19 protein-coding genes are annotated in these 20819 nt (G+C 63.7%); 1 reads left to right on the forward strand and 18 read right to left on the reverse strand.

From position 1 onward, the window contains the following. Positions 1 to 51: 51 nt before the first annotated feature. From I4X03_RS13990 to ndk, 16 genes are all read right to left on the reverse strand, one after another. Positions 52 to 597, reverse strand: a complete 546-nt coding sequence (locus I4X03_RS13990; protein ID WP_223468849.1) for a phosphoribosyltransferase — start codon at positions 595 to 597, stop codon at positions 52 to 54. Positions 598 to 614: 17 nt separating this feature from the next. Beyond that, positions 615 to 1928: an adenylosuccinate synthase gene (locus I4X03_RS13995; RefSeq protein ID WP_223468850.1), complete on the reverse strand. Its 1314-nt coding sequence runs from the start codon at positions 1926 to 1928 to the stop codon at positions 615 to 617. A gap of 5 nt (positions 1929 to 1933) precedes the next feature. Then, positions 1934 to 3088, reverse strand: coding sequence for an ATP phosphoribosyltransferase regulatory subunit (locus tag I4X03_RS14000; RefSeq protein WP_223468851.1), 1155 nt, complete (start codon positions 3086 to 3088; stop codon positions 1934 to 1936). A gap of 229 nt (positions 3089 to 3317) precedes the next feature. Then, positions 3318 to 4190, reverse strand: a complete 873-nt coding sequence (gene hflC / locus I4X03_RS14005) for a protease modulator HflC (protein WP_223468852.1) — start codon at positions 4188 to 4190, stop codon at positions 3318 to 3320. Further along, complete coding sequence (gene hflK / locus I4X03_RS14010) at positions 4190 to 5467, reverse strand: FtsH protease activity modulator HflK (RefSeq protein WP_223468853.1); 1278 nt, start codon at positions 5465 to 5467, stop codon at positions 4190 to 4192. Before hflK ends, hflC begins: the two co-directional genes overlap by 1 nt. Before the next feature lies 1 nt (position 5468). Beyond that, positions 5469 to 6665 (reverse strand): GTPase HflX, encoded by a 1197-nt coding sequence (hflX, locus tag I4X03_RS14015; RefSeq protein WP_223468854.1) that lies wholly within the window; start codon positions 6663 to 6665, stop codon positions 5469 to 5471. 54 nt (positions 6666 to 6719) lie between these two features. Next, positions 6720 to 6956, reverse strand: a complete 237-nt coding sequence (hfq, locus tag I4X03_RS14020; RefSeq protein WP_026354376.1) for an RNA chaperone Hfq — start codon at positions 6954 to 6956, stop codon at positions 6720 to 6722. Between the two features lie 136 nt (positions 6957 to 7092). Further along, entirely contained in the window at positions 7093 to 8436 is a 1344-nt protein-coding gene (der, locus tag I4X03_RS14025; protein ID WP_223468855.1) for a ribosome biogenesis GTPase Der, read from the reverse strand. A gap of 1 nt (position 8437) precedes the next feature. After that, on the reverse strand, positions 8438 to 9592 hold the full coding sequence (gene bamB, locus I4X03_RS14030) for an outer membrane protein assembly factor BamB (RefSeq protein ID WP_223468856.1): 1155 nt from the start codon (positions 9590 to 9592) through the stop codon (positions 8438 to 8440). A 96-nt stretch (positions 9593 to 9688) separates the two neighbouring features. Next, positions 9689 to 10342, reverse strand: coding sequence for a YfgM family protein (locus I4X03_RS14035; protein ID WP_223468857.1), 654 nt, complete (start codon positions 10340 to 10342; stop codon positions 9689 to 9691). 47 nt (positions 10343 to 10389) lie between these two features. Continuing rightward, positions 10390 to 11730: a histidine--tRNA ligase gene (hisS, locus tag I4X03_RS14040; protein WP_223468858.1), complete on the reverse strand. Its 1341-nt coding sequence runs from the start codon at positions 11728 to 11730 to the stop codon at positions 10390 to 10392. Between the two features lie 88 nt (positions 11731 to 11818). Next, a complete protein-coding gene (ispG, locus tag I4X03_RS14045; protein WP_223468859.1) occupies positions 11819 to 13093 on the reverse strand; it encodes a flavodoxin-dependent (E)-4-hydroxy-3-methylbut-2-enyl-diphosphate synthase in 1275 nt (424 codons plus the stop codon). Between the two features lie 2 nt (positions 13094 to 13095). Next, complete coding sequence (locus tag I4X03_RS14050; RefSeq protein WP_223468860.1) at positions 13096 to 14064, reverse strand: helix-turn-helix domain-containing protein; 969 nt, start codon at positions 14062 to 14064, stop codon at positions 13096 to 13098. A gap of 13 nt (positions 14065 to 14077) precedes the next feature. Further along, positions 14078 to 14896 (reverse strand): type IV pilus biogenesis/stability protein PilW, encoded by an 819-nt coding sequence (pilW, locus tag I4X03_RS14055; protein WP_223469057.1) that lies wholly within the window; start codon positions 14894 to 14896, stop codon positions 14078 to 14080. Continuing rightward, complete coding sequence (rlmN, locus tag I4X03_RS14060; protein WP_223468861.1) at positions 14896 to 16065, reverse strand: dual-specificity RNA methyltransferase RlmN; 1170 nt, start codon at positions 16063 to 16065, stop codon at positions 14896 to 14898. Before rlmN ends, pilW begins: the two co-directional genes overlap by 1 nt. A 65-nt stretch (positions 16066 to 16130) precedes the next feature. Then, the gene (gene ndk / locus I4X03_RS14065; RefSeq protein ID WP_169463274.1) at positions 16131 to 16544 is read right to left on the reverse strand and encodes a nucleoside-diphosphate kinase; all 414 of its coding nucleotides are present in this window, start codon (positions 16542 to 16544) and stop codon (positions 16131 to 16133) included. 226 nt (positions 16545 to 16770) lie between these two features. Here ndk and I4X03_RS14070 point away from each other — a divergent pair, with 226 nt between their 5' ends. Then, positions 16771 to 17454, forward strand: coding sequence for a Bax inhibitor-1/YccA family protein (locus tag I4X03_RS14070; RefSeq protein ID WP_223468862.1), 684 nt, complete (start codon positions 16771 to 16773; stop codon positions 17452 to 17454). A 459-nt stretch (positions 17455 to 17913) separates the two neighbouring features. Here the strand turns inward: I4X03_RS14070 and I4X03_RS14075 are convergent, their stop codons facing one another. Together I4X03_RS14075 and I4X03_RS14080 are read right to left on the reverse strand one after the other, a co-directional pair. Continuing rightward, on the reverse strand, positions 17914 to 18375 hold the full coding sequence (locus I4X03_RS14075; RefSeq protein ID WP_223468863.1) for a cupin domain-containing protein: 462 nt from the start codon (positions 18373 to 18375) through the stop codon (positions 17914 to 17916). Positions 18376 to 18379: 4 nt separating this feature from the next. After that, on the reverse strand, positions 18380 to 20800 hold the full coding sequence (locus I4X03_RS14080; protein ID WP_223468864.1) for a hybrid sensor histidine kinase/response regulator: 2421 nt from the start codon (positions 20798 to 20800) through the stop codon (positions 18380 to 18382). Positions 20801 to 20819 lie beyond the last annotated feature (19 nt).

A 20819-nucleotide genomic window follows, 5' to 3' on the forward strand; every position in this document is an offset into this window, starting at 1 on the left:
GTGCCCACCGCATCACGGCAAACACTCTGGCTCTCTGTTTAAAGCGGCAGTTTACGCCTGCTTATCGAACTTCTTCAACCACGCCGACAGCTGATGCGGGCGCAGGCCGTCATAGTCTTCAAACGGCTGATGAATCCATGGATTGTGCGGCAGGTCTTCCAGGTAGTAATCCGGACGAATGGCCGAAGTCCCCTTCACCCAGATAACAGCCGATTTCACCTCGGTCACACCGGAGAAGTTCTCCTTCAAGTGCTTGGTCACCTTGTCCAAGGTAACGCCCGAGTCAGCCAGGTCATCAACCAGCAAGATTTTCCCCGACAGCGGGCCCTTGGTCATCGTCATGTACTTGGCAATGTCCAGGTCACCCTGCTTGGTACCCGACTCTTCGCGGTACGAGCTGGTCGACAAAATCGCCAGCGGCACGTCGAAGATGCGCGAGAACACGTCGCCAGGACGCACGCCGCCGCGCGCCAGGCACAGCACCTGGTCGAACTTCCAGCCCGATTCATGCACCTTGAGCGCCAGGCGCTCGATCAGGCGGTGATACTCGTCCCAGGATACCCAGAGGTCTTTATCGGTGGTTGGTGGGGTTGTCATGAAAGCTCCTCTTCTTATTATTCGAACGGGTGGCGCAGGACGATCGTCTCGACGCGGTCAGGGCCGGTCGATACCATGTCGATCGGAATACCAACCAGTTCTTCGATACGCTTGATGTAGGCGCGTGCGGCGGCCGGCAGTTCTGCCAGCGACTTGGCGCCAACAGTGCTCTCGGTCCAACCCGGCATCTCTTCGTACACTGGCACGCAGCGTGCCGCGTCCTCAGCGCCAACCGGGAAGATGTCGACAGCGCGGCCGTCGATGGTGTAGCCGGTGCACAGCTTGAGCGACTCGAGGCCGTCCAGCACATCGAGCTTGGTCAGGCACATGCCCGACACGCCGTTGATCTGCACCGAACGGCGCAGCAGCGCTGCATCGAACCAGCCGCAGCGGCGTGCGCGGCCAGTCACGGTGCCGAATTCGTGGCCGATGCGCGACAGGTGCTCGCCCACGCCGGCATCGGTCGGCAGCTCCGACGGGAACGGGCCGGAGCCGACGCGCGTGGTGTATGCCTTGGTGATGCCGAGAATGTAGTGCAGCATGCCCGGGCCAACGCCCGCGCCTGCGGCGGCGTTACCAGCCACGCAGTTCGACGAGGTGACGAACGGGTAGGTGCCGTGGTCGACGTCGAGCAGCGAGCCCTGTGCGCCTTCGAACAGCAGGTTGCCGCCGGCCTTGTGCGCAGCGTACAGCGCGGACGAGACGTCGCCGACCATCGGGCGCAGGCGCGGTACCAGTGCCATCGCGTCGTCGAAGGTCTTCTGGAAGTCGACTGCGTCGGCTTTCAGGTAGTTCGTCAGCACGAAGTTGTGATAGTCAAGGTTTTCGCGCAGCTTTTCTGCGAAGCGCTCTTCGTTAAGCATGTCGGCGATGCGGATCGCGCGGCGCGCGACCTTATCTTCGTAGGCCGGGCCGATGCCCTTGCCGGTCGTGCCGATCTTGTTCACGCCGCGCGCAGCTTCGCGGGCCACGTCGATGGCGACGTGGTACGGCAAAATCGCCGGGCACGCTTCCGAAATCTTCAGGCGCGAGGCCACTTCGATGCCGGCCTTTTCGAGCTTGTCGATTTCACGCATCACGTCCGGTACCGACACCACCACACCGTTGCCGATGTAGCAGGCGACGCCTGCGCGCATGATCCCCGACGGGATCAGCTGCAGCGCGGTCTTCTGGCCGTCGATGACGAGCGTATGGCCCGCATTGTGGCCGCCCTGGAAGCGCACCACGCCTTGCGCGTTGTCCGTCAACCAGTCGACGATCTTACCTTTGCCTTCATCGCCCCACTGGGTGCCGATGACAACGACGTTCTTTGCCACGTTTTTCTTTGACATCACACTTAACCTAAGTTTTTGAGAATCCAGTTACTGTCTTCGAGGACGAGTACGCGGTCGCACTCGAACTCGTCCTGCTCATTGTCGTGACCCGGCAAACTCTGGATCACAACCTCTCCTGCGGTGCGCAGTTGAGCGATTTTTTCGCGCAGCTCGGGAGCATTGCCCCACGGTGCGCGGATGGAGTGCTTGCGCTCGGCCGTCGGCAGCAGCCGCGCCAGTTCGCGCAGGTCGAGCGAGAAGCCGGTGGCGGGACGGGCCCGGCCAAACGCTTCGCCGACATGGTCGTAACGGCCGCCGCGCGCAACCGCGTTAGGCAGGCCGGGAACATACAGCGCGAACATCGCGCCGCTTTCGTATTGGTAGCCGCGCAGGTCGGCCAGGTCGATCGCCACTTCGGCGCGGCCCAGCGCACTGCCGGCCAGCGCCGCCAGTTCGGCCAGCGCGCGCGTCACGCCCGGCAAAGCCGGCAGCACGTCGCGGGCGCGCGCCAGCACGTCGATGTCGCCGTACAGGTTCGGCAGCGCCATCAGCGCGGCGCGCGTGGCCTCGCTGTAGCCGGCGGTCAGGTCGGCAAGGCCCGGGCAATCCTTGGCGCGCAGCAGTGCCGACAACGCCGCCTCGTCCTTGCTGGCCGCCTCGTCTTCCGCGATGATCGCGCGCAGCACGCCGACGTGCGACATGTCGAGGCGTACCTCGGGGAAGCCCGCCATGGCCAGCGAGGCCAGTGCCAGTTCCTGGATTTCGGCGTCGGCTTCGAGTCCGGCGTGGCCGTAGATTTCGGCGCCGATCTGCAGCGGCTCGCGCGTCGCGTGCAGGCCCGATGGATGGGTATGCAGCACGCTGCCGGCGTAGCACAGGCGCGTCACCGAATCGCGGTTCAGCAGGTGGGCGTCGATGCGCGCCACTTGCGTCGTCATGTCCGGACGCAGTCCCAGCATGCGGCCCGACATCGGGTCGATCAGCTTGTAGGTGCGCTGTTCGGTGTCCTTGCCGGCGCCGGTCAGCAGCGACTCGACGTATTCGAGCAGCGGCGGCATCACCAGCTCGTATCCGTACAGGCGGAAGTTATCGAGCATCAGGCGACGCAGCTCCTCGATCTTGCGCGCTTCGGACGGCAAGACGTCGGCAATGTTTTCAGGCAAAAGCCAATTCGGCATGAGCAGGGACAGTTTGGGAGTTTATTAAAAGACGAACAATGCGCAGCGAGTGATGTGCGTAAAAATGGCGCCGAATCGATAATTTTACCCGAAATTGAAGGTATTGCGGGAGAAAACGGCAGAGGGTGATGCCAATCCGACACTGAAAACAGTCGTTCCCGCGGAAGCGGGAACCCATACATGGCATGCTCAGTATAGGTTCCCGCCGGCGCGGGAACGACGGTATTGCTTACTTGGTCGACGGATTGCGGAAGTACTTGAAGAACTCCGAATTGGCGTCGATCACCATCAGGTCATTGCGGTCCTTGAAGCTGGCGCGGTAGGCCTCGAGCGAGCGGTAGAACTTATAGAACTCAGGGTTCTTGGTGAATGCCTGGGCGTAAATCTGCGATGCCTTGGCGTCGCCGTCACCCTTGATTTTCTCGGCTTCGCGGAACGCTTCAGCCAGGATCACCGTGCGCTGGCGGTCGGCGTCGGCGCGGATCTTTTCCGAGTCTGCCTGGCCGGTCGAACGCAGTTCATTGGCCACGCGGGCGCGCTCGGCCTTCATGCGCTCGTACACCGAGTTGTTGATCTGCTCGACGTAATCGACCCGCTTGAGGCGCACATCGACGATCTGCACGCCGATCTGCTTGGCCTCGGCCACAACCTTGGCCTGGATCGACTGCATCACCTTGCCGCGCTCGCCCGAGATCACTTCGCGCACGGTGCGCTTGGTGATTTCATCGTTCAGCGCCGCCTTGACGATCTGCGACATGCGGTCGCGCGCGCGGGTTTCGTCGCCGCCGAAGCTGACGTAGTACAGGCGCGGCTCGGTGATGCGCCATTTGATGTAGGCATCGACCAAAATGTTCTTCTTCTCGGCCGTGATGAAGCGGTCGGCGTCGGGCGTGTCGAGCGTCAGGATGCGCTTGTCCAGGTACAGCACGTTCTGGAACGGCGGCGGCAGCTTGAAGTGCAGGCCTGGCTCGCTGATCACTTCACGTACTTCACCCAGTGCGAAGACGATCGCGAAGCGGCGCTGGTCGACCACGAACACGGTCGACGACAGGATCATCAAGCCAATGAAGCCCGCGACAAAAATGGTTACAAGGCGGTTCATTAACGGCTCTCCCGATCACGTGAAGATTCGCGACTACGGCTGTCGCGCTGGATTACCTGGTCAAGCGGGGCGGTTTCCGCAGGCGCCGGCATGGTTACCGGGCCCGACTTGCTGCCCACCGCTGCCGCATTGGTCGCGGTTTGCGCGATCAGCTTGTCGAGCGGGAGATAGAGCAGGTTGCTGTTCGATTTGGCATCGACCATCACCTTGCTTGCGCTGGTGAAGATCTGCTGCATGGTGTCGAGGTACATACGGTCACGGGTGACGCCAGGAGCCTTCTGGTACTCGGCCAGCACCTGCGAGAAGCGCGAGGCGTTACCAGTGGCGTTCTCGGTCACCATCGAGCGATACGCTTCGGCTTCCTGCAGCAGGCGCGATGCGTTACCACGGGCACGCGGAATCACGTCGTTGGCGTAAGCCTGGCCTTCGTTCTTGGCGCGCTCGCGGTCCTGCCCTGCCTTGACGGCGTCGTCGAAGGCGCTTTGCACCTGCTCCGGCGGCTGCACGCCCTGCATCGTCACGTTGGTGATGACGGCGCCCAGTGCGTAGCGGTCGACGATCTGCTGCATCAGCATCTGGACGTCGTTGGCGACCTTCTCGCGGCCTTCATACAGCACGAAGTCCATCTTGCTCTTGCCGACCACTTCGCGGATCGAGGTCTCGGCGACCTGGCGCACCGTCTCGTCCTGGTCGCGGTTGTTGAACAGCCAGTCGACCGGGCTCTTCAGCGTGTACTGCACCGCGAACTGGATGTCGATGATGTTCTCGTCGTCGGTCAGCATCAGCGCTTCTTGCGGACGCTTGTTCTTGACGTTCGAGCGGTAGCCGATTTCGGCGGTGCGCACCTGCGAGACATTGACCGTCTCGTGGGCCTGGAACGGGTACGGCCAGCGCCAGTTGAAACCGGCGCCGGTAGTGCGGCTGAGCTTACCGAAAGTGGTCACCACGCCGGCCTGGCCTTCCTGCACGATGAAGGCGCCGCTGGCGAGCCAGATGAACAGGATGATCGCGCCGACCACGCCGGCGGTAGCGCCAGCGCCTTTCATGTCGCCGCCCATGCCGGGGCCGCCGTTGTCGCCGCCCCCGCCCCTGTTCTTCTGGCCGAACAGGCGGTTCAGGCGCGCATTGAAGTCGCGCCACATCTGTTCGAGGTCAGGCGGGCCGTCGCCAGGGCGTTTGCTTTCCTGGGCTTTGTTGTCGCCTTCGGGTTTGCGGCCCCAGCGCGGGTCGTTCAGCGTCAGCTTGATGCCGGCGCGTTTAAGAATTGAAGCAAGCATGCTATCGTGGTCCGACGTTGGTGGAGGTTAGAATACTTTCGGCATGGAGGTCGTCGGCCGCTTCGGCCTCATACACATCCAGTCCGGCATCGTCCTGCTCTTTGTTCGCGTATTGATACATCAGACCTGGCGCGGACTTGGCCGCTTCGACGATCGCATCGCGCAGCAAATCCAGGCCGGCGCCACTCTTGGCGCTGATAAAAACGCGGCTGATTTTATCATATTCATCACGCTCGGTCGCCGGCTCAAGGCCAGCGGCATCGATCTTGTTCCAGACCAGGATCTGGGGAATATGGTCGGCGCCGATCTCTTTGAGCACCAGGTTGACCTGCTCGATCTGCTCCATCCGCACCGGGCTGGCGCCGTCGACCACGTGCAGCAGCAGGTCGGCGTGAATGGTCTCTTCGAGCGTGGCGCGGAACGCGGCCACCAGCTGGTGCGGCAGTTCGCGCACGAAACCGACCGTGTCCGAGATGACGACATTGCCGACTTCTTCGCCCAGATAGACGCGGCGCGAGGTCGTGTCGAGCGTGGCGAACAGCTGGTTGGCGACATACACGCCAGCCTTGGTCATCGCATTGAACAGCGTCGACTTGCCGGCGTTGGTGTAGCCAACCAGCGACACCGAGAAGGTGCCGCTGCGGCCGCGCGAACGGCGCTGGGTCTCGTGCTGCTTGCGCAGCTTGGCCAGGCGCGAGCGCAGGGCCTTGACCCGCTCGCCGATCAGGCGGCGGTCGGTCTCAAGCTGGGTCTCGCCCGGACCGCGCAGGCCGATACCGCCCTTCTGGCGTTCAAGGTGGGTCCAGCCGCGGATCAGGCGCGTCGAGAGGTGCTGAAGCTGGGCCAGCTCGACCTGCAGCTTACCCTCGTGGCTCTGGGCGCGCTGCGCGAAGATGTCGAGAATCAGGCTGGTGCGGTCGAGCACCCGGACGTTCAGGCGCTTTTCGAGATTGCGCTGCTGGGCTGGCGACAGGGCGTGGTTGAAAATGACGATCTCCACCTGCTCGGCGACGCAGGCCTGCGCCACTTCGTCGGCCTTGCCGCTGCCGATGAAATAGGCGGAGTCGGGACTGGAACGCTTGGCGGTGATGGTCGTGATCGGCTCCGCGCCCGCGGAATGGGCGAGCAGCGCCAATTCTTCGAGGCTGGCGTCAAAGTCGCCAGCGCCGAAGTCGACGCCGACTAAGGCCGCGCGCATTGGGTACCCGGGCACAGGTTGGCGCAGCGCAAGACAGGCTTTTCGCCCATCTGCTTATTCAGCTTCGGAGTCAAGGTTGAGGTTGACAGCGCGGGCCGGTACAACGGTTGAAATTGCATGCTTGTAGACCATCTGGGTGACAGTGTTACGCAGCAGGACGACGTATTGGTCGAACGATTCGATATGACCTTGCAGCTTGATCCCGTTGACCAGGTAGATCGAGACGGGGACGTGCTCTTTGCGCAATGCATTGAGGAATGGGTCTTGTAACAATTGCCCTTTGTTGCTCATAAAAGCTCCGTGTGTTGTTGTAGTAAAGAATTGGAGACGACTAGCGTTTTTTCAAGAGACACCATTCTATAAAAAAGAGAATGATGTCTCCAAGCTACTGTAAACGGTTTTGCCAGTTTGTGTCGGACGACCGGCGTTATTTCTGCGTTCGGGCAAATGGATTCTTGCCCATGCGCAACTCGATCCGCAGCGGGGTACCGACCAGGTTGAAGGTGTCGCGGAAGTGCTTTTCCAGGTAGCGCTTGTACGGTTCGGAAATGGCGTCGAGCGAGTTACCGTGGATGACGATGATCGGCGGATTCTGGCCGCCCTGGTGCGCGTAGCGCATCTTCGGACGGGTCGAGCCCTTGCGTTTCGGCTCCTGCTTTTCGACCGCTTCGATCAAGGCGCGGGTCAGGCGCGGGGTCGACAGGTCGGCGGTGGCGGCGGCGTAGGCGGCGTCGACGGACTTCATCAGCGGGCCGATGCCCGAGGCCTTGAGCGCCGAGATGAAGTGCATCTTGGCGAACGACAGGAAGTCCAGCTTGCGGTCGAGGTCAATCTTGATCTCGTCGCGGTCGCTCGACTGCAGGCCATCCCACTTGTTCACTGCCACCACCAGCGCGCGGCCCGATTCAAGAATGAAGCCGGCAATGTGCGCGTCCTGCTCCGAGATATCCTGCTGCGCGTCGAGCAGCAAGATGACCACGTGGGCTTCCGAGATCGACTGCAGCGTCTTGACAACCGAGAACTTCTCGATCGCCTCGAACACCTTGCCGCGGCGGCGAATGCCGGCCGTATCGATCAGCGTGTAGTGCCTGCCCTCGCGCTCGAACGGAATCTCGATCGAGTCGCGGGTCGTGCCCGGCATGTCGAACGCGATAACCCGCTGTTCGCCGATCAGGGTGTTGACCAGCGTCGATTTGCCGACGTTCGGTCGGCCGACGATGGCGATCTTGATGCCGCGTTCGGCCGGCTCGAGCTCTTCGACGTCGGCGGGACGCTGCGCGAACGCCGCGTCGATGGCTTCCTCGACCAGGTCGGTGACGCCGTCGCCGTGGGCGGCGGAGATCACGTACGGGTCGCCCATGCCGAGCTCATAGAATTCGGCGACGACCGACGTGTACTTCATGCCCTCGGCCTTGTTCACGACCAGCATGACCTTGCGGCCAGACTTGCGCAGGAAGTCGGTGATGGTCTTGTCGTGCGGCGTCAGGCCCTGGCGGCCGTCGACGATAAACACCACGACGTCGGCTTCGGCCACGGCCTGCTTGGTCTGCAGCGCCATCTGATGGACGATGCCTTCTTTGGCCACGGGCTCGAAACCGCCGGTGTCGATGACCAGGAACGGACGCTCGCCGACACGGCCTTCGCCGTAGTGGCGGTCGCGTGTCAGGCCAGGCATGTCCGCTACCAGCGCATCGCGCGAGCGGGTGAGGCGATTGAATAAGGTCGATTTCCCGACGTTGGGTCGACCAACTAGTGCTATTACCGGCTTCATTTTATTCGACCGCGATTGCGGTCACGGTCCCAGATTGTGTTTGAAAAATCAGATTCGAGCCTGCGACCTGGGGAACCGAAATCACCGGGCTTCCGTCAGTTGCGGCACGTGCTAAAAAGCTGCCATCTTCCCGCGAGAGGAAGTGGATGTAACCCTGGTAGTCGCCCACCGCCACGGCGCGGCCGTAGGAGACAGGCGTCGACAGGCGACGGTAGCCCAGCTTGTCGTTCTTCCAGGCGCTGGCGCCGGTTTCGCGGTCGAAGGCCAGCACCGCGCCCTTGTCGTCCACGGCGAATACAAAGCGCTGGTCGACCGAGACGCCGACTTCCGACGACAGGTCCTTGTTCCAGCGCGGCTGGCCGGTGGCGACGTCGAAACAGCCGACCCGGCCCTGGTAAGCGGCGGCGCAGACCTGGCCTTCGAACAGCACCGGGGTGCCGCCGATGTCGGTCACGCGTTCCAGTTCGGTGGCGCCGCGCGCCTCGCCGACTGCCACTTCCCAGCGCGGCGCGCCGGTCGCCAGCAGCAGCGAAATGAGTTTGCCGCCCGGCTGGGCGATGACGACGTCCTTGTCGACGACGATCATGCCCGGCGCGTTGCGCAGGGTCAGCGCAGGCGAGGTGCGCTGCACGGTCCATTTCTGTTCGCCGGTCCTGGCGTCCAGGCCGACGATGCGGTTGTCGACCGAGCGCACCACCACGATGCCCTGCCCGATCACCGGCGAGGACAGCACTTCGGACGAGGCCTGGTACTTCCACATCGCCTTGCCGTCCATGTCGAACGCCAGCACCGCGCCCTTGTGGCCGCCGAACACCAGCATGTTGCCGTCCGAGCCGACACCGGCGGTCAGCGCGGTGTCCGACTTGACGCGCCACAGCAGGCGGCCGGTGGCCGCTTCGACGCGCGCGATGGCGCCGTCGGCGCTGGCCGCGACCACGGTGTTGCCGACGATGGCGGGCGTGAACACGAAGTCGTTCGCCTTGCCGATGTCGAGCTTCCATGCGGTGCGCACCGCCATCGAGCCTTTCAGCTCGACCAGCGGGACCGGCTGGTTACCCTTTGGCTTGGACGCGAAAGGGTTGATCGAATTGAGCGTGGAACAACCGGCCACCAGGGCCAGGACACCTGCACCGACAAGCTTATGGGTAATACGCATATTCATGTACCTTGTACTGTTTTGTTCATTGCCGCCAGAGGGCGCAAAGCCCGCGCGCACCCGCAAAGGGCACGCGCGGGCTGCCAGGACCGGAAATTACGCAGCCGCTTTCGGGGTCGCTACGGTACCGCCGATCGCTTCGAGCTTGAGCTGCACCAACTGGCGCGCCGGGTCGTTCTTTGCCATTGCATCGAGCGCCGCCTGGTACGCGGTGCGCGCCTCGGCTACCTTGTTCTGTGCGACCAGGACATCGCCCTTGCGGTCGGCCACGGCCGCGGCAAACTGCGGCAGCACGTCGGCGTTCAGCGTCTTGAGCGCGTCGTCGTAGGCTTTCTCGTCGAGCTGCAGGCCGGCCAGGCGCAGGCGCGCCACCGACTTGTACTCGTCGCTGCCATGCTCGACAACCCACTGCAGGCGCGCCTTGGCGGTCTTGCCGTCGTTGGCGTCGAACGCGCTCTTGGCTGCCGACAGTGCACTCATCTGGGCATACGCGCTGCGCGCGTATTTCGACTCGATATCGCTGGCGATACGCTGCACCTTGGCGTTGTCCTTGGCGGCCAGCGACTTCTGCATTTCTTCGTACAGGCCGGACGCTTCGGCGGCGTTGGTGCGCTGCGAGTAGTTCCAGTAATTGTAAGCCGCGTAGCTGCCCAGGACGATGATCGCGATCCAGGTAATCATGTTGCCAAACTTGTTCCAGAAAGCCTTCAACGACGCTATCTGCTCTTGTTCTTCGAGATCGTATGCCATGTGTTTATAGGTATAGTAAGTGGATCAAATGGTGTGGTGCTGGTATATCAGTGATGGTAATGCACGTGGTCGTGATCGTGGTCGTGACCGGCGCCGACAATCTGGTCGACCAGGTAGTCAACCACTTCCAGGAACGGCACCGACGCCTGCTGCTGGTCGGCGTCGCCTTCGCGCAGCGCCTTGACGGCGGCCGTTTCATTGGCCATTTCGTCGTCGCCGATGATGACCGCGAACGCAGCGCCGCTGCCGTCGGCCTTTTTCATCTGGCTCTTGAAGCTGCCCGCACCTGCGGCAGTGGCGCAATGTAGCACAACATCGAGGCCGGCATCGCGAATGCGCTCGGCCAGGATGAACGCCTGGGTCTGGGCCGCCTCGCCCTGGTGCACCATGTAGACGTCGCACAGCGCCGGCGCGGCAGGCTCGCCGGCCAGTTTCATCAGTTCGACCAGGCGCTCGATACCCATCGCGAAGCCGACCGCCGGGGTTGGCTTGCCGCCGAAGGTTTCGATCAGCGGGTCATAGCGGCCGCCGGCGCAGACGGTGCCCTGCGCGCCCAGTTCGTCGGTGACCCATTCGAACACGGTGCGGTTGTAGTAGTCCAGGCCGCGCACCAGGCGCGGATTGACCGTGTACGGGATATTGTTGGCGTCGAGGATGCGCTTGACGCCGTCGAAGTGGGCGATCGACTCGCCTTCGAGGTAGTCGAGCAGCTTCGGCGCGTTGTTGACCAGGTCCTGCATGGCCGGGTTCTTGGTGTCGAGGATGCGCAGCGGATTGGCGTGCAGGCGGCGCTTGGCTTCGGCGTCGAGCAGCGCTTCGTTCGCTTCGAAATACGCGATCAGGTCGGCGCGGTGGCGGTTGCGCTCGGCCGCGTCGCCGATCGAGTTCAACTCCAGGCGGATGTTTTCCAGGCCGAGGTCGTCCCACAGGCGGCGGCACAGCATGATCATTTCGGCGTCGATGTCCGGGCCGGTGAAGCCGACCGCCTCGGCGCCGATCTGGAAGAACTGGCGATATCGGCCGCGCTGCGGGCGCTCGTGGCGGAACATCGGGCCCTTGTACCACAGGCGCTTCGGGCCGTCGTAGACCAGGTTGTGCTCGACGACGGCGCGCACCACGCCGGCCGTGCCTTCAGGGCGCAGGGTCAGCGCATCGCCGTTCATTGAATCGGTAAACGAGTACATTTCCTTTTCGACGATGTCGGTGACGGCGCCGATGGCGCGCGCGAACAGCGCGGTGTCCTCGACGATCGGCGTGACGATCTTCTGGAAGCCGTAGCTTTGCAGGACCGATTGCGCGGTATTCTCGAACAGCTCCCACAGCGGCGCGTCGGCCGGCAGGATGTCGTTCATGCCCTTCACGGCGGCCAGTTTTTCAGCTTTAGACATTTATTCTTCCACAATTCTTTTATCGCGTCGTTCCCGCGACAGCGGGAACCTATACTCAGCATGGGTTCCCGCTTTCGCGGGAACGACGTTAGCTCAATGCAGCGGTCTCGCGACCGTAATTTTTCTTCACATAATCAAGCACGATCTGCTGGAATTCTTCGACGATCCGTTCGCCGCGCAAGGTGGCGAACTTCTGGCCGTCGACGAAGACCGGGGCCGCCGGCGACTCGCCGGTGCCTGGCAGGCTGATGCCGATATTGGCGTGCTTCGATTCGCCCGGCCCGTTGACGATGCAGCCCATGACGGCCACGTTCATCGCCTCGACGCCGGGATAGCTCTTTTTCCACTCCGGCATCTGCTCGCGCAGGTAGGTCTGGATGTTGTCCGCCAGTTCCTGGAACGTGGTCGAGGTGGTGCGTCCGCAGCCCGGGCAGGCAATCACCATCGGCGAGAATTTGCGCAGGCCCATGGTCTGCAAAATCTCCTGCGCCACCACGATTTCCTTGGTGCGGTCGCCGCCCGGTTCGGGGGTCAGCGAAATGCGGATGGTGTCGCCGATGCCTTCCTGGAGCAGCACCGACAGCGCCGCCGTCGAGGCCACGATGCCCTTGCTGCCCATGCCCGCCTCGGTCAGGCCGAGGTGCAGCGGGTACTCGCAGCGGCGCGCCAGTTCGCGGTACACGGCGATCAGGTCCTGCACGCCCGAGACCTTGCACGACAAGATGATCTTGTCGCGCCCCAGGCCCAGCTCTTCGGCGCGCACCGCGTTCTCAATGGCCGAGGTGATCAAGGCTTCGTACATCACCGCCTGCGCGCTCCACGGTTCGGCGCGCTGGGCGTTTTGGTCCATGATACGGGCCAGCAGCGCCTGGTCAAGGCTGCCCCAGTTGACGCCGATCCGCACTGGCTTGTCGTACTGCGCCGCCACTTCGATCATCTGCGCAAACTGGGTGTCGCGCTTGGCGCCCTGCCCCACGTTGCCCGGGTTGATGCGGTACTTCGACAGCGCGCGCGCGCACTCGGGATAGTCGCGCAGCAGCGTGTGGCCGTTGTAGTGGAAGTCGCCCACCAGCGGCACATCGACTTCCATGCGGTCGAGCTGTTCGCGGATCAGCGCCACGGCGGCGGCCGCTTCCGGCCGGTCGACCGTGATGCGGACCATCTCGGAGCCGGCGCGCGCCAGCTCCTTGACCTGGATCGCGGTGCCGATCACGTCGGCGGTGTCGGTGTTGGTCATCGACTGCACCACGATGGGCGCGTCGCCGCCGACCCAGATCTTGCGCTCGCCGTGCGAGACCAGCACGCTGCGGCTGACGCGGCGGGCCATCGGGCCGGATGGAATTGCGGTATTCGAAAATGCCATGTTTACTGAACTTTGACTCGTGAAATGGTGCTGCCCTGCATAGGCGGCAGCGCAACCGGGGCGCCACGCAAGGTGGCCGTGACCGCGGCCGGCTTGCCGACGATGACAACCGACGGGCCGGCGATCTCGACGCTGGCCGTTTCGCCGGCCTTGACCATGCGGCGCAGCAGCGCCTTGCCGTTGGCGTCGCGTACTTCAACCCAAGAATCCTCACGCACCGCCATCACCAGCGGATTGGCGCCCGCGGCGGCAGGCGCGGCGACTGCCGGGGCCGTCGGCGCAGGCACTGCGGCTGGCGGCGCGACACTCGTCGCAGCGGCCGGCGCGGCGCCGGCCGGCGGCGTGCCGACACCCCGCACCGGCCCGGTGACGGCCGGCGTTTGCGCCCCAGGCGCGGCATCTGTTCCGCCAGCCGGAGGCGGCACCGAAATCAGCGGCACCGATGGATCCTGCATGACTGGTGCGGACGGCGTGAGCACCGTGACGGTTGGCACCGCGGTATCGGCGGCCGGCGTGCTGCCGCCAAACAGGGCGCCAGGCACGACGCCCAATTGCCACGCGCCGATGCCGGCAGCGGCGACCAGCACCACGCCCAGGATCGGCAGCAGCGGCAGCTTGCTGCGCTTGCCGTGGCTAGGGAAGCGCACTTCCGAGAACGACGCCGGACGGTCGCGGCGCACGCTGCCGGCAAGCGCCGCTTCCGGCTCGTCGAGCGCAATCTGCGCCACCAGCGGCGCCGGATCGAGCCGGACCACCTTGGCGTAGGCGCGCACGAAACCGCGCACCACGGCCGGACCTGGCAGCGCGGCGTAGTCGCCCGCCTCCAGTGCCACCACCTGGCGCACCGCCATTTTCAGCTGGTCGGCGATCTGCTCGACCGACCACCCCATCGCTTCACGCGCTGCGGCCAGTGTTTGTCCCGGAACGCCATGATTGCCTGCTGCCGGCTGATCTGCCCACTCTCCGCTCATTGTTTTTCCTGTCTCACTCATTGAAAGCACCGCGCTGGTATTCTGCGTATTCTGGCGATGCCGGGAACCGGCGGCGCAATTGCGACACCATGCTCGCCTCGGACGACTTGTCGCCGAGCTTGCGGTCGATACGGATCGCAAGCCACAGCGTTTCCGCCGGGAGGGCATCTATTTTCGCAGCTTCACGCAGGCGGCTCAGAAAGAATCCGGCGCGCTTGATGTCGCGCCGCTCGAAATAGACCTGTGCCAGGTTGCCGTTGGTCGCCGGAAGGTCGGCGTCGTAACGCAGCGCATCCAGCAAATAACGCTCGGCAGCGTCCAGCTTGCCGGCGCGCAGGCTGCACGAGCCGGCGTTCAGCAAGGCGTTCACCGGCGACTGGTAGGCCGGGTTCTTCAGCGCCGATTCGAACAGCGCGATACCCTGCTCCGCCTTGCCGTTCTGGCACAGGAAGGAGCCGTAGTTGTTCGCCAGCTCGGGGTTGCGCGGCGCCAGCTGGACGGCGCGCTGGAAGCTCTGGTCGGCCAGCGCGGTTTCGCCCATCGACGAATAGATCAGCGCGCGCACGCCGTGGGCGTCGGCCGAGGTCGGGTTGGCGGCGATGGCCTGCTTGATCTCGTCGAGCGCCACGTCGTACTTGCGGTCCTGGAAATAGCCGATCGCCAGCTGCATGCGAATCGACGCGCGCTTTTCATCCAGCGTCTGGTCGGACGCGGTCTTCAGGTCGCCGCTGCTGGTGGTGTTGCTGTTGCCGCTGCCGCCCGCGCAGGCGGACAGGGCCGCCGCCGCGCACAGCGCCAGCGGGACCAGCCATGGCCGGGCACCGGCCGCCATCAAGAAGGAATCTCCACGATGCGCCCGAAATTGGCGCCGAACTTCTGCTGGTACTCGGCCATTTTTTCCATCCTTGCCTGCACGCGGGTGCGGTCCTGTACTTCGCCGGCCAACTGGCCGCAGGCGGCGTCGATATCGTCGCCGCGGGTCTTGCGGATGGTGGTCACGATGCCGGCCGCCATCAGCACTTCGGAGAACGCCTTGATGCGCGGATTTTTCGAGCGCAGCAACCCGGACTCAGGGAAGGGATTGAACGGAATCAGGTTGAACTTGCACGATACGCCGACGACCGGGTCGTTGACCAGCGCCACCAGCTCGCGCGCGTGCTCGTCGCTGTCATTGACGCCGTCGAGCATGCAATATTCAAACGTGACGAAGTCGCGCGGGGCGAATTCCAGGTAGCGCTTGCACGCGGCCATCAGCTCGCGCAGCGGGTATTTCTTATTCAGCGGCACCAGGCCGTCGCGCAGCGCATCGTTGGACGCGTGCAGCGACACCGCCAGCGCCACCGGCACTTCTTGCGACAGGCGGTCCATCATCGGCACCACGCCCGAGGTCGACAAGGTCACGCGGCGGCGCGACAGGCCGTAGGCGTTGTCGTCGAGCATCAGCTTGAGCGCGGTGGCGGTGGGTTCGAAGTTGAGCAGGGGCTCGCCCATGCCCATCATCACCACGTTGGTGATCTGGCGCTCGCCCTTCGGACCAGGCTCGATGCCCTTGGTGCGGCGCAGCTCGAACTCGGCCATCCACAGCTGGCCGATGATTTCGGCAACCGTCAGGTTGCGGTTGAAACCTTGCTTGCCGGTCGAACAGAAGCGGCAGTTGACGGCGCAGCCAGCCTGGGTCGAGATGCACAGGGTGCCGCGGTTTTCTTCCGGGATGAACACGGTTTCGACGGCGTTGCCATTGCCCACGTCGACCAGCCACTTGCGGGTACCGTCGGTGGACGTATTGTCGCTGATGATGCCTGGCGAGCGGATTTCGGCGCGCGTCTTGAGCTTGTCGCGCAGCGACTTGGCCAGGTCGGTCATGCTGTCGAAGTCGCTGGCGCCGAACTGGTGTATCCAGCGCTGCAACTGTTTGGCGCGGAACGGCTTCTCACCCAATTCGCCGCAGTAAGCGACGAGTTGCGCGGGATCGAAGTCCAGCAGGTTGGTGAGTGTCGTCATATTCTTTATTCCAAAGAGCCGTTCCCGCGCGCGAAAGGCGGCGACAGGGAACGGCGGGTACTAAATTACTTAACTTCTGGGAAGAAGTAAGCGATTTCTACTTTTGCAGCTTCAACAGCGTCCGAACCGTGAACCGCGTTAGCGTCGATCGAATCGGCGAAATCGGCGCGGATGGTGCCAGGTTCAGCTTTCTTTGGATCGGTTGCGCCCATCAGGTCGCGGTGTGCCAGCACGGCGTTTTCGCCTTCCAGCGCCTGGATCATGACTGGGCCGGAGACCATGAAGTCAACCAGGTCCTTGAAGAAGCCGCGCTCTTTGTGGGCTGCGTAGAAGCCTTCAGCCTGCTCGCGCGACAGCTGGGTCATGCGGGCGGCGACGATCTTCAGGCCAGCGCCTTCGAAACGGCTGTAGATCTGGCCGATCACGTTCTTGGCCACTGCGTCTGGTTTGATGATCGAGAGGGTGCGTTCGATTGCCATGTAAAACTCCAATAAAAAGAAAGGTTTAATAATGCGTTGTAAGACTTCAATCAACCTTTGATTTTACCATATTCCACCCCACTTGATGGATATTGCAAGGCCTGGGCCAGCAATGGTAGAGTGGCGCCGGCTTTGCGCAAGCCCGTGAGGACGATTGTCCGCCGATTTGCGCAGGCGTGCTATGCTGTTCACACATTTTTACCTTATCCATTACCGGAGGCCTACTATGACCCCAATGACGCAAAACACTTTCGGCATGTCGGCAGGCAGCCAGGCCGTACGCAATAAAGTATTGCGTAACACCTACATGCTGCTCGCCATCTCGATGATTCCGACCGTGCTCGGCGCCTTCATCGGCGTCTCGCTGGCGCTGCCGATGTTCAGTGGCTTCATGGGATTCATGATCTTCATGGCAATCGCGTTCGGCTTCTTCTGGGCCATTGAAAAGAACAAGAACTCCGGCGTGGGCGTCGCCCTGCTGCTCGGTTTCACGTTCTTCATGGGCCTGATGATGTCGCCGCTGCTGACCCGCACGCTGGGCTTCTCGAACGGCGCGCAGATGATCATGATGGCTTTCGGCGGTACCGCCTCGATCCTGGCAGTCATGGCGACCATCGCCTCGACCACCAAGCGTGACTTTTCGGCAATGGGCAAATGGCTGACCGCCGGCGTCGTTGTCGTGCTGCTGGCTGCGGTGGCCAACATCTTCCTCGGCATGCCGGCGCTGTCGATCGCGATCTCGGTACTGGTGATCGGCATCTTCTCGGCCTTCATCCTGTATGACGTGCAGCGCATCGTCAACGGCGGCGAAACCAACTACGTCACCGCCACGCTGTCGCTGTACCTGAGCATCTACAACATCTTCACCTCCCTGCTGAGCCTGATCGGCCTGGGCGGCAGCAGCGACTAATCGTTGCCATCCCCAAAAAAACCGACCCGTGGGTCGGTTTTTTTTCGCCATGTCACCGCCACGCCGTGCCCCGCGCAGGCGGGCACCCATACCAGCGATGCCGCAAGCGCGAGACTCCGGCCCGCTAGCCGGCTTCCGTATGGATACCAGCCTGCGCGCACTGCTGTCCGGGATAGTCTGCTTGACAGTGCCATTGCATCAATCGGCGCTCACAGAAATCGCGACATTGAGACTTGGAATGCGAGAGTCAACGTCGCCCCTGCGAAGGCAGGGGTCCATACTGGGCATGTTTGGTATGGACCCCTGCCTTCGCAGGGGCGACGTTGGCCTGCATTGCCGATTTGGTCGTGGCTGTCGTTTCTAAATCGACGCCTGGCTGCCGAGCGATTCGTGTCAAGCAGATTATTCCGGATAGCAGTGCGCCTGCGCGGGAAGGACGCAGTGATGCTTTTCTGCCATCTAGTAAGGGCTGGTGGCGGGGCGGCCCGCCGTGTCGACCCAGGCGTCATGCTCCAGCGAGCGGTCGCGCAGGCACACCCGGTCGTGCTCGGGATAAGTGATCCGGTCGACCTGCGCGCGCGTGCCGACTACCAGGCAGGTGGTCGGCAGCGCGCTGCGGTTCCAAAGGCAGTGGCCGACCGCAACGCCGGCGCGGAAGGTTGCCGCGTCGCCGGGATGCAAGAGCGTTTCGGTGTCGCCTTCGACCAGCGTTACCTGCCCGGCGAGCACATACACCATCTCATCCTCGGCGCTATGCCAGTGCTTGATCGAGGAGCAACTACCGGGCTGCAGGATCTCAAGGTAGGAGCCGAACTGGGTCAGCCCTCCGGCTTCCGAAATCCAGTGCACCTGGTCCGGCGCGCCGCCCCCTTGCCCCTGGTTTTCTTCCTTGATGAAGCTCTCTGGCGTGTGTTTTGGCATGCGCTTATCCTTTTTTGTAGAGCGTGGCGGCCTGGTCGACCAGCGCCATCACGTCGCCCAGCCGGACCGGCTTGACCAGGTGACGGTCGAAGCCGGCCGCCAGCGCGCGCGCCCGGTCGCTGGCCTGGCCGTAGCCAGTGACGGCCACCAGCATCGCGCCGGCCGTTTCGGGCATGCCGCGCAGCGTGCGCGCCAGCGCGTAGCCGTCGATGTCGGGAAGGCCGATGTCGAGGAACAGCAGTGCCGGCGCACAGCGGCGCGCCATCTCGATCGCTTCGGCGGCGTCGTACGATACGGCAACTTTGTGGCCGACCGCCTCAAGCAGCATCGTCAGGGTCAGCGCGGCGTCGCGGTTGTCATCGACCACCATCAGCTGCAAGCCGCGCGCATCCGCGGCAACCGCGGCGGCGGCCAGCGGCGCGGCGGCGGTCGAGGAAGCTGCAGCGGTCGCGGTCGCAGCGTCGCACAGCGGCAAACGCACCGTGAAGCAGCTGCCCTTGCCCGGTCCGCCGCTGTGGGCCACCACCGTGCCGGCGTGCAGTTCGACCAGGCTCTTGACCAGCGCCAGCCCCAGCCCCAGTCCGCCCTGGGAACGGTCGGGCGAGCGCTCGGCCTGGGTAAACAGGTCGAACACGTAAGGCAGCAGCGGCGGCGCGATCCCGATGCCGTTGTCTTCGACGCTGATCTCGGCCTGGCCATCCACCGCGGCCAGCCGCAGGATGATGCGGCCGTCCGCCTGGGTGAACTTGGCCGCGTTGTTGAGCAGGTTCGAGAACACCTGGATCAGGCGGGTGCGGTCGCCCCTGACCGAGACGTCCTGTTCCGGCGCCTGGATCGTGAATTGCTGGTGCTTGGTCTCGAGCATCGCGTGCACCTGCTCGACCGCGTCGGCGACCAGGTCGTTGAGCACCAGCGTTTCTTCATGCAAGGTCACCAGTCCGCGCGTGACCCGCGAGACGTCCAGCAGGTCGTCCACCAGCTTGGTCATGTGCGACACCTGGCGGCTGATGATGTCGCTGGTGTGGCGAACCCGTTTTTCGTCCAGCGCCGTCAGCTTGAGCAGTTCGGCCGCGGTGCTGATCGGCGCCAGCGGGTTGCGCAGCTCGTGCGCCAGCATCGCCAGGAATTCATCCTTGCGGCGGTTGGCGGCGCGCAGCTCGCTTTGGGCCGTCTCGATGGCCGTCACGTCGGTGTCGGTGCCGAACCACTGGATGATCGCACCAGTTCCGTCGTGCAATGGCGCGGCGCGGATGAAGTAGGTGCGGTAGTCGCCCTGCGCCGACCGGATCCGCACCTGGACTTCATAGGGCTCGCCGCTGGCATGGGCGCGGGTACGTTCGGCCACCAGCAGCGCGCGGTCGTCCGGATGGATGAAGTCGAGCCAGCGACCCGCCTCCAGCTGCTCGGGCGTCGAGCCGGTGTAGTCGTACCAGCGGTCGTTATACCAGTGCAGCTGGCCGGCAGCGTCGGCCATCCAGGCCAGGTGAGGAATGGTGTTTGCCAGGTCGCGCAGGCGTTGTTCGCTCTCGCGCAGCGCCAGGCTCGCCATCACCGCATCGGTCACGTCGCTGCCTTCGACGAAAATGCCGGACACCTGGCCGAGGTGGTCGCGGGTCGGCTGGTAGACGAAATTGAGGTAGCGCTGTTCGATGGTGCCGTCGGATGAGCGCTTGAGCATGAGCGGCACTTCGCGCCCGATGAATGGTTCGCCGGTCCGATAGACCTGGTCGAGCAGGTCGAAAAAACCCTGGCCTGCAACCTCCGGCAATACGTCGCGCGCGCTTTTGCCGATGATGTTGCCGCGCTCGCCGATCAGCTCCAGGTAGGCGGTGTTGGCGATCTCGAACACATGGTCCTTGTCGCGCAGCACGGCGATGATCCCGGGCGCCTGGTAGAACAGCTGGCGCAGGCGGTCGACCTCCTGGGTGCGGTGATTCTCGGCCAGCACCTGCTCGGTGGTTTCGGTGCAGGCGCAATAGACCCCGGCCACGTTTCCCCGCTCGTCGCGCATCGGCGCGTACGAGAAGGTGAACCAGGTCTGCTCGATGAAGCCCTTGCGCATCAGCTGCAGCGGCAAGTTCTTGTGGTAGGTGGAGTGCCCCGCCATCGCCTGCTCGATGATCGGGTAGATGTCGCTCCAGATCTCGGACCAGATTTGCTGGAACGGCTGGCCAAGCGCGGCGGGATGCTTGGCGCCGAGGATCTCGGCATAGGCATCGTTGTACAGGAAGCTCAGCGTGGGGCCCCAGGCGACAAACATCGGGAACGACGTATTGAGCATCAGCCCGACGACGGCGGACAGCGATTGCGGCCAATGCGCAGCGTCGCCCAGGGGCGAGCGGGACCAGTCGAGCGAGCGCATCAAGGCACCAGCCTCGCCGCCCGCGGTCAGGAATGCGGGCATTGGTGCAATATCTTCACGCATCGGCAAAGCCTTTTCTACT

The sequence above is a fragment of the Massilia soli genome (assembly GCF_016809835.1).
Taxonomy (GTDB): domain Bacteria; phylum Pseudomonadota; class Gammaproteobacteria; order Burkholderiales; family Burkholderiaceae_D; genus Telluria_A; species Telluria_A soli.

Coding starts and splice junctions, on each gene's coding strand:
- I4X03_RS13990 (WP_223468849.1), bottom strand. CDS start 597: ATGACAACCCCACCAACCACCGATAAAGACCTCTGGGTATCCTGGGAC.
- I4X03_RS13995 (WP_223468850.1), bottom strand. CDS start 1,928: ATGTCAAAGAAAAACGTGGCAAAGAACGTCGTTGTCATCGGCACCCAG.
- I4X03_RS14000 (WP_223468851.1), bottom strand. CDS start 3,088: ATGCCGAATTGGCTTTTGCCTGAAAACATTGCCGACGTCTTGCCGTCC.
- hflC (WP_223468852.1), bottom strand. CDS start 4,190: ATGAACCGCCTTGTAACCATTTTTGTCGCGGGCTTCATTGGCTTGATG.
- hflK (WP_223468853.1), bottom strand. CDS start 5,467: ATGCTTGCTTCAATTCTTAAACGCGCCGGCATCAAGCTGACGCTGAAC.
- hflX (WP_223468854.1), bottom strand. CDS start 6,665: ATGCGCGCGGCCTTAGTCGGCGTCGACTTCGGCGCTGGCGACTTTGAC.
- hfq (WP_026354376.1), bottom strand. CDS start 6,956: ATGAGCAACAAAGGGCAATTGTTACAAGACCCATTCCTCAATGCATTG.
- der (WP_223468855.1), bottom strand. CDS start 8,436: ATGAAGCCGGTAATAGCACTAGTTGGTCGACCCAACGTCGGGAAATCG.
- bamB (WP_223468856.1), bottom strand. CDS start 9,592: ATGCGTATTACCCATAAGCTTGTCGGTGCAGGTGTCCTGGCCCTGGTG.
- I4X03_RS14035 (WP_223468857.1), bottom strand. CDS start 10,342: ATGGCATACGATCTCGAAGAACAAGAGCAGATAGCGTCGTTGAAGGCT.
- hisS (WP_223468858.1), bottom strand. CDS start 11,730: ATGTCTAAAGCTGAAAAACTGGCCGCCGTGAAGGGCATGAACGACATC.
- ispG (WP_223468859.1), bottom strand. CDS start 13,093: ATGGCATTTTCGAATACCGCAATTCCATCCGGCCCGATGGCCCGCCGC.
- I4X03_RS14050 (WP_223468860.1), bottom strand. CDS start 14,064: ATGAGCGGAGAGTGGGCAGATCAGCCGGCAGCAGGCAATCATGGCGTT.
- pilW (WP_223469057.1), bottom strand. CDS start 14,896: ATGGCGGCCGGTGCCCGGCCATGGCTGGTCCCGCTGGCGCTGTGCGCG.
- rlmN (WP_223468861.1), bottom strand. CDS start 16,065: ATGACGACACTCACCAACCTGCTGGACTTCGATCCCGCGCAACTCGTC.
- ndk (WP_169463274.1), bottom strand. CDS start 16,544: ATGGCAATCGAACGCACCCTCTCGATCATCAAACCAGACGCAGTGGCC.
- I4X03_RS14070 (WP_223468862.1), top strand. CDS start 16,771: ATGACCCCAATGACGCAAAACACTTTCGGCATGTCGGCAGGCAGCCAG.
- I4X03_RS14075 (WP_223468863.1), bottom strand. CDS start 18,375: ATGCCAAAACACACGCCAGAGAGCTTCATCAAGGAAGAAAACCAGGGG.
- I4X03_RS14080 (WP_223468864.1), bottom strand. CDS start 20,800: ATGCGTGAAGATATTGCACCAATGCCCGCATTCCTGACCGCGGGCGGC.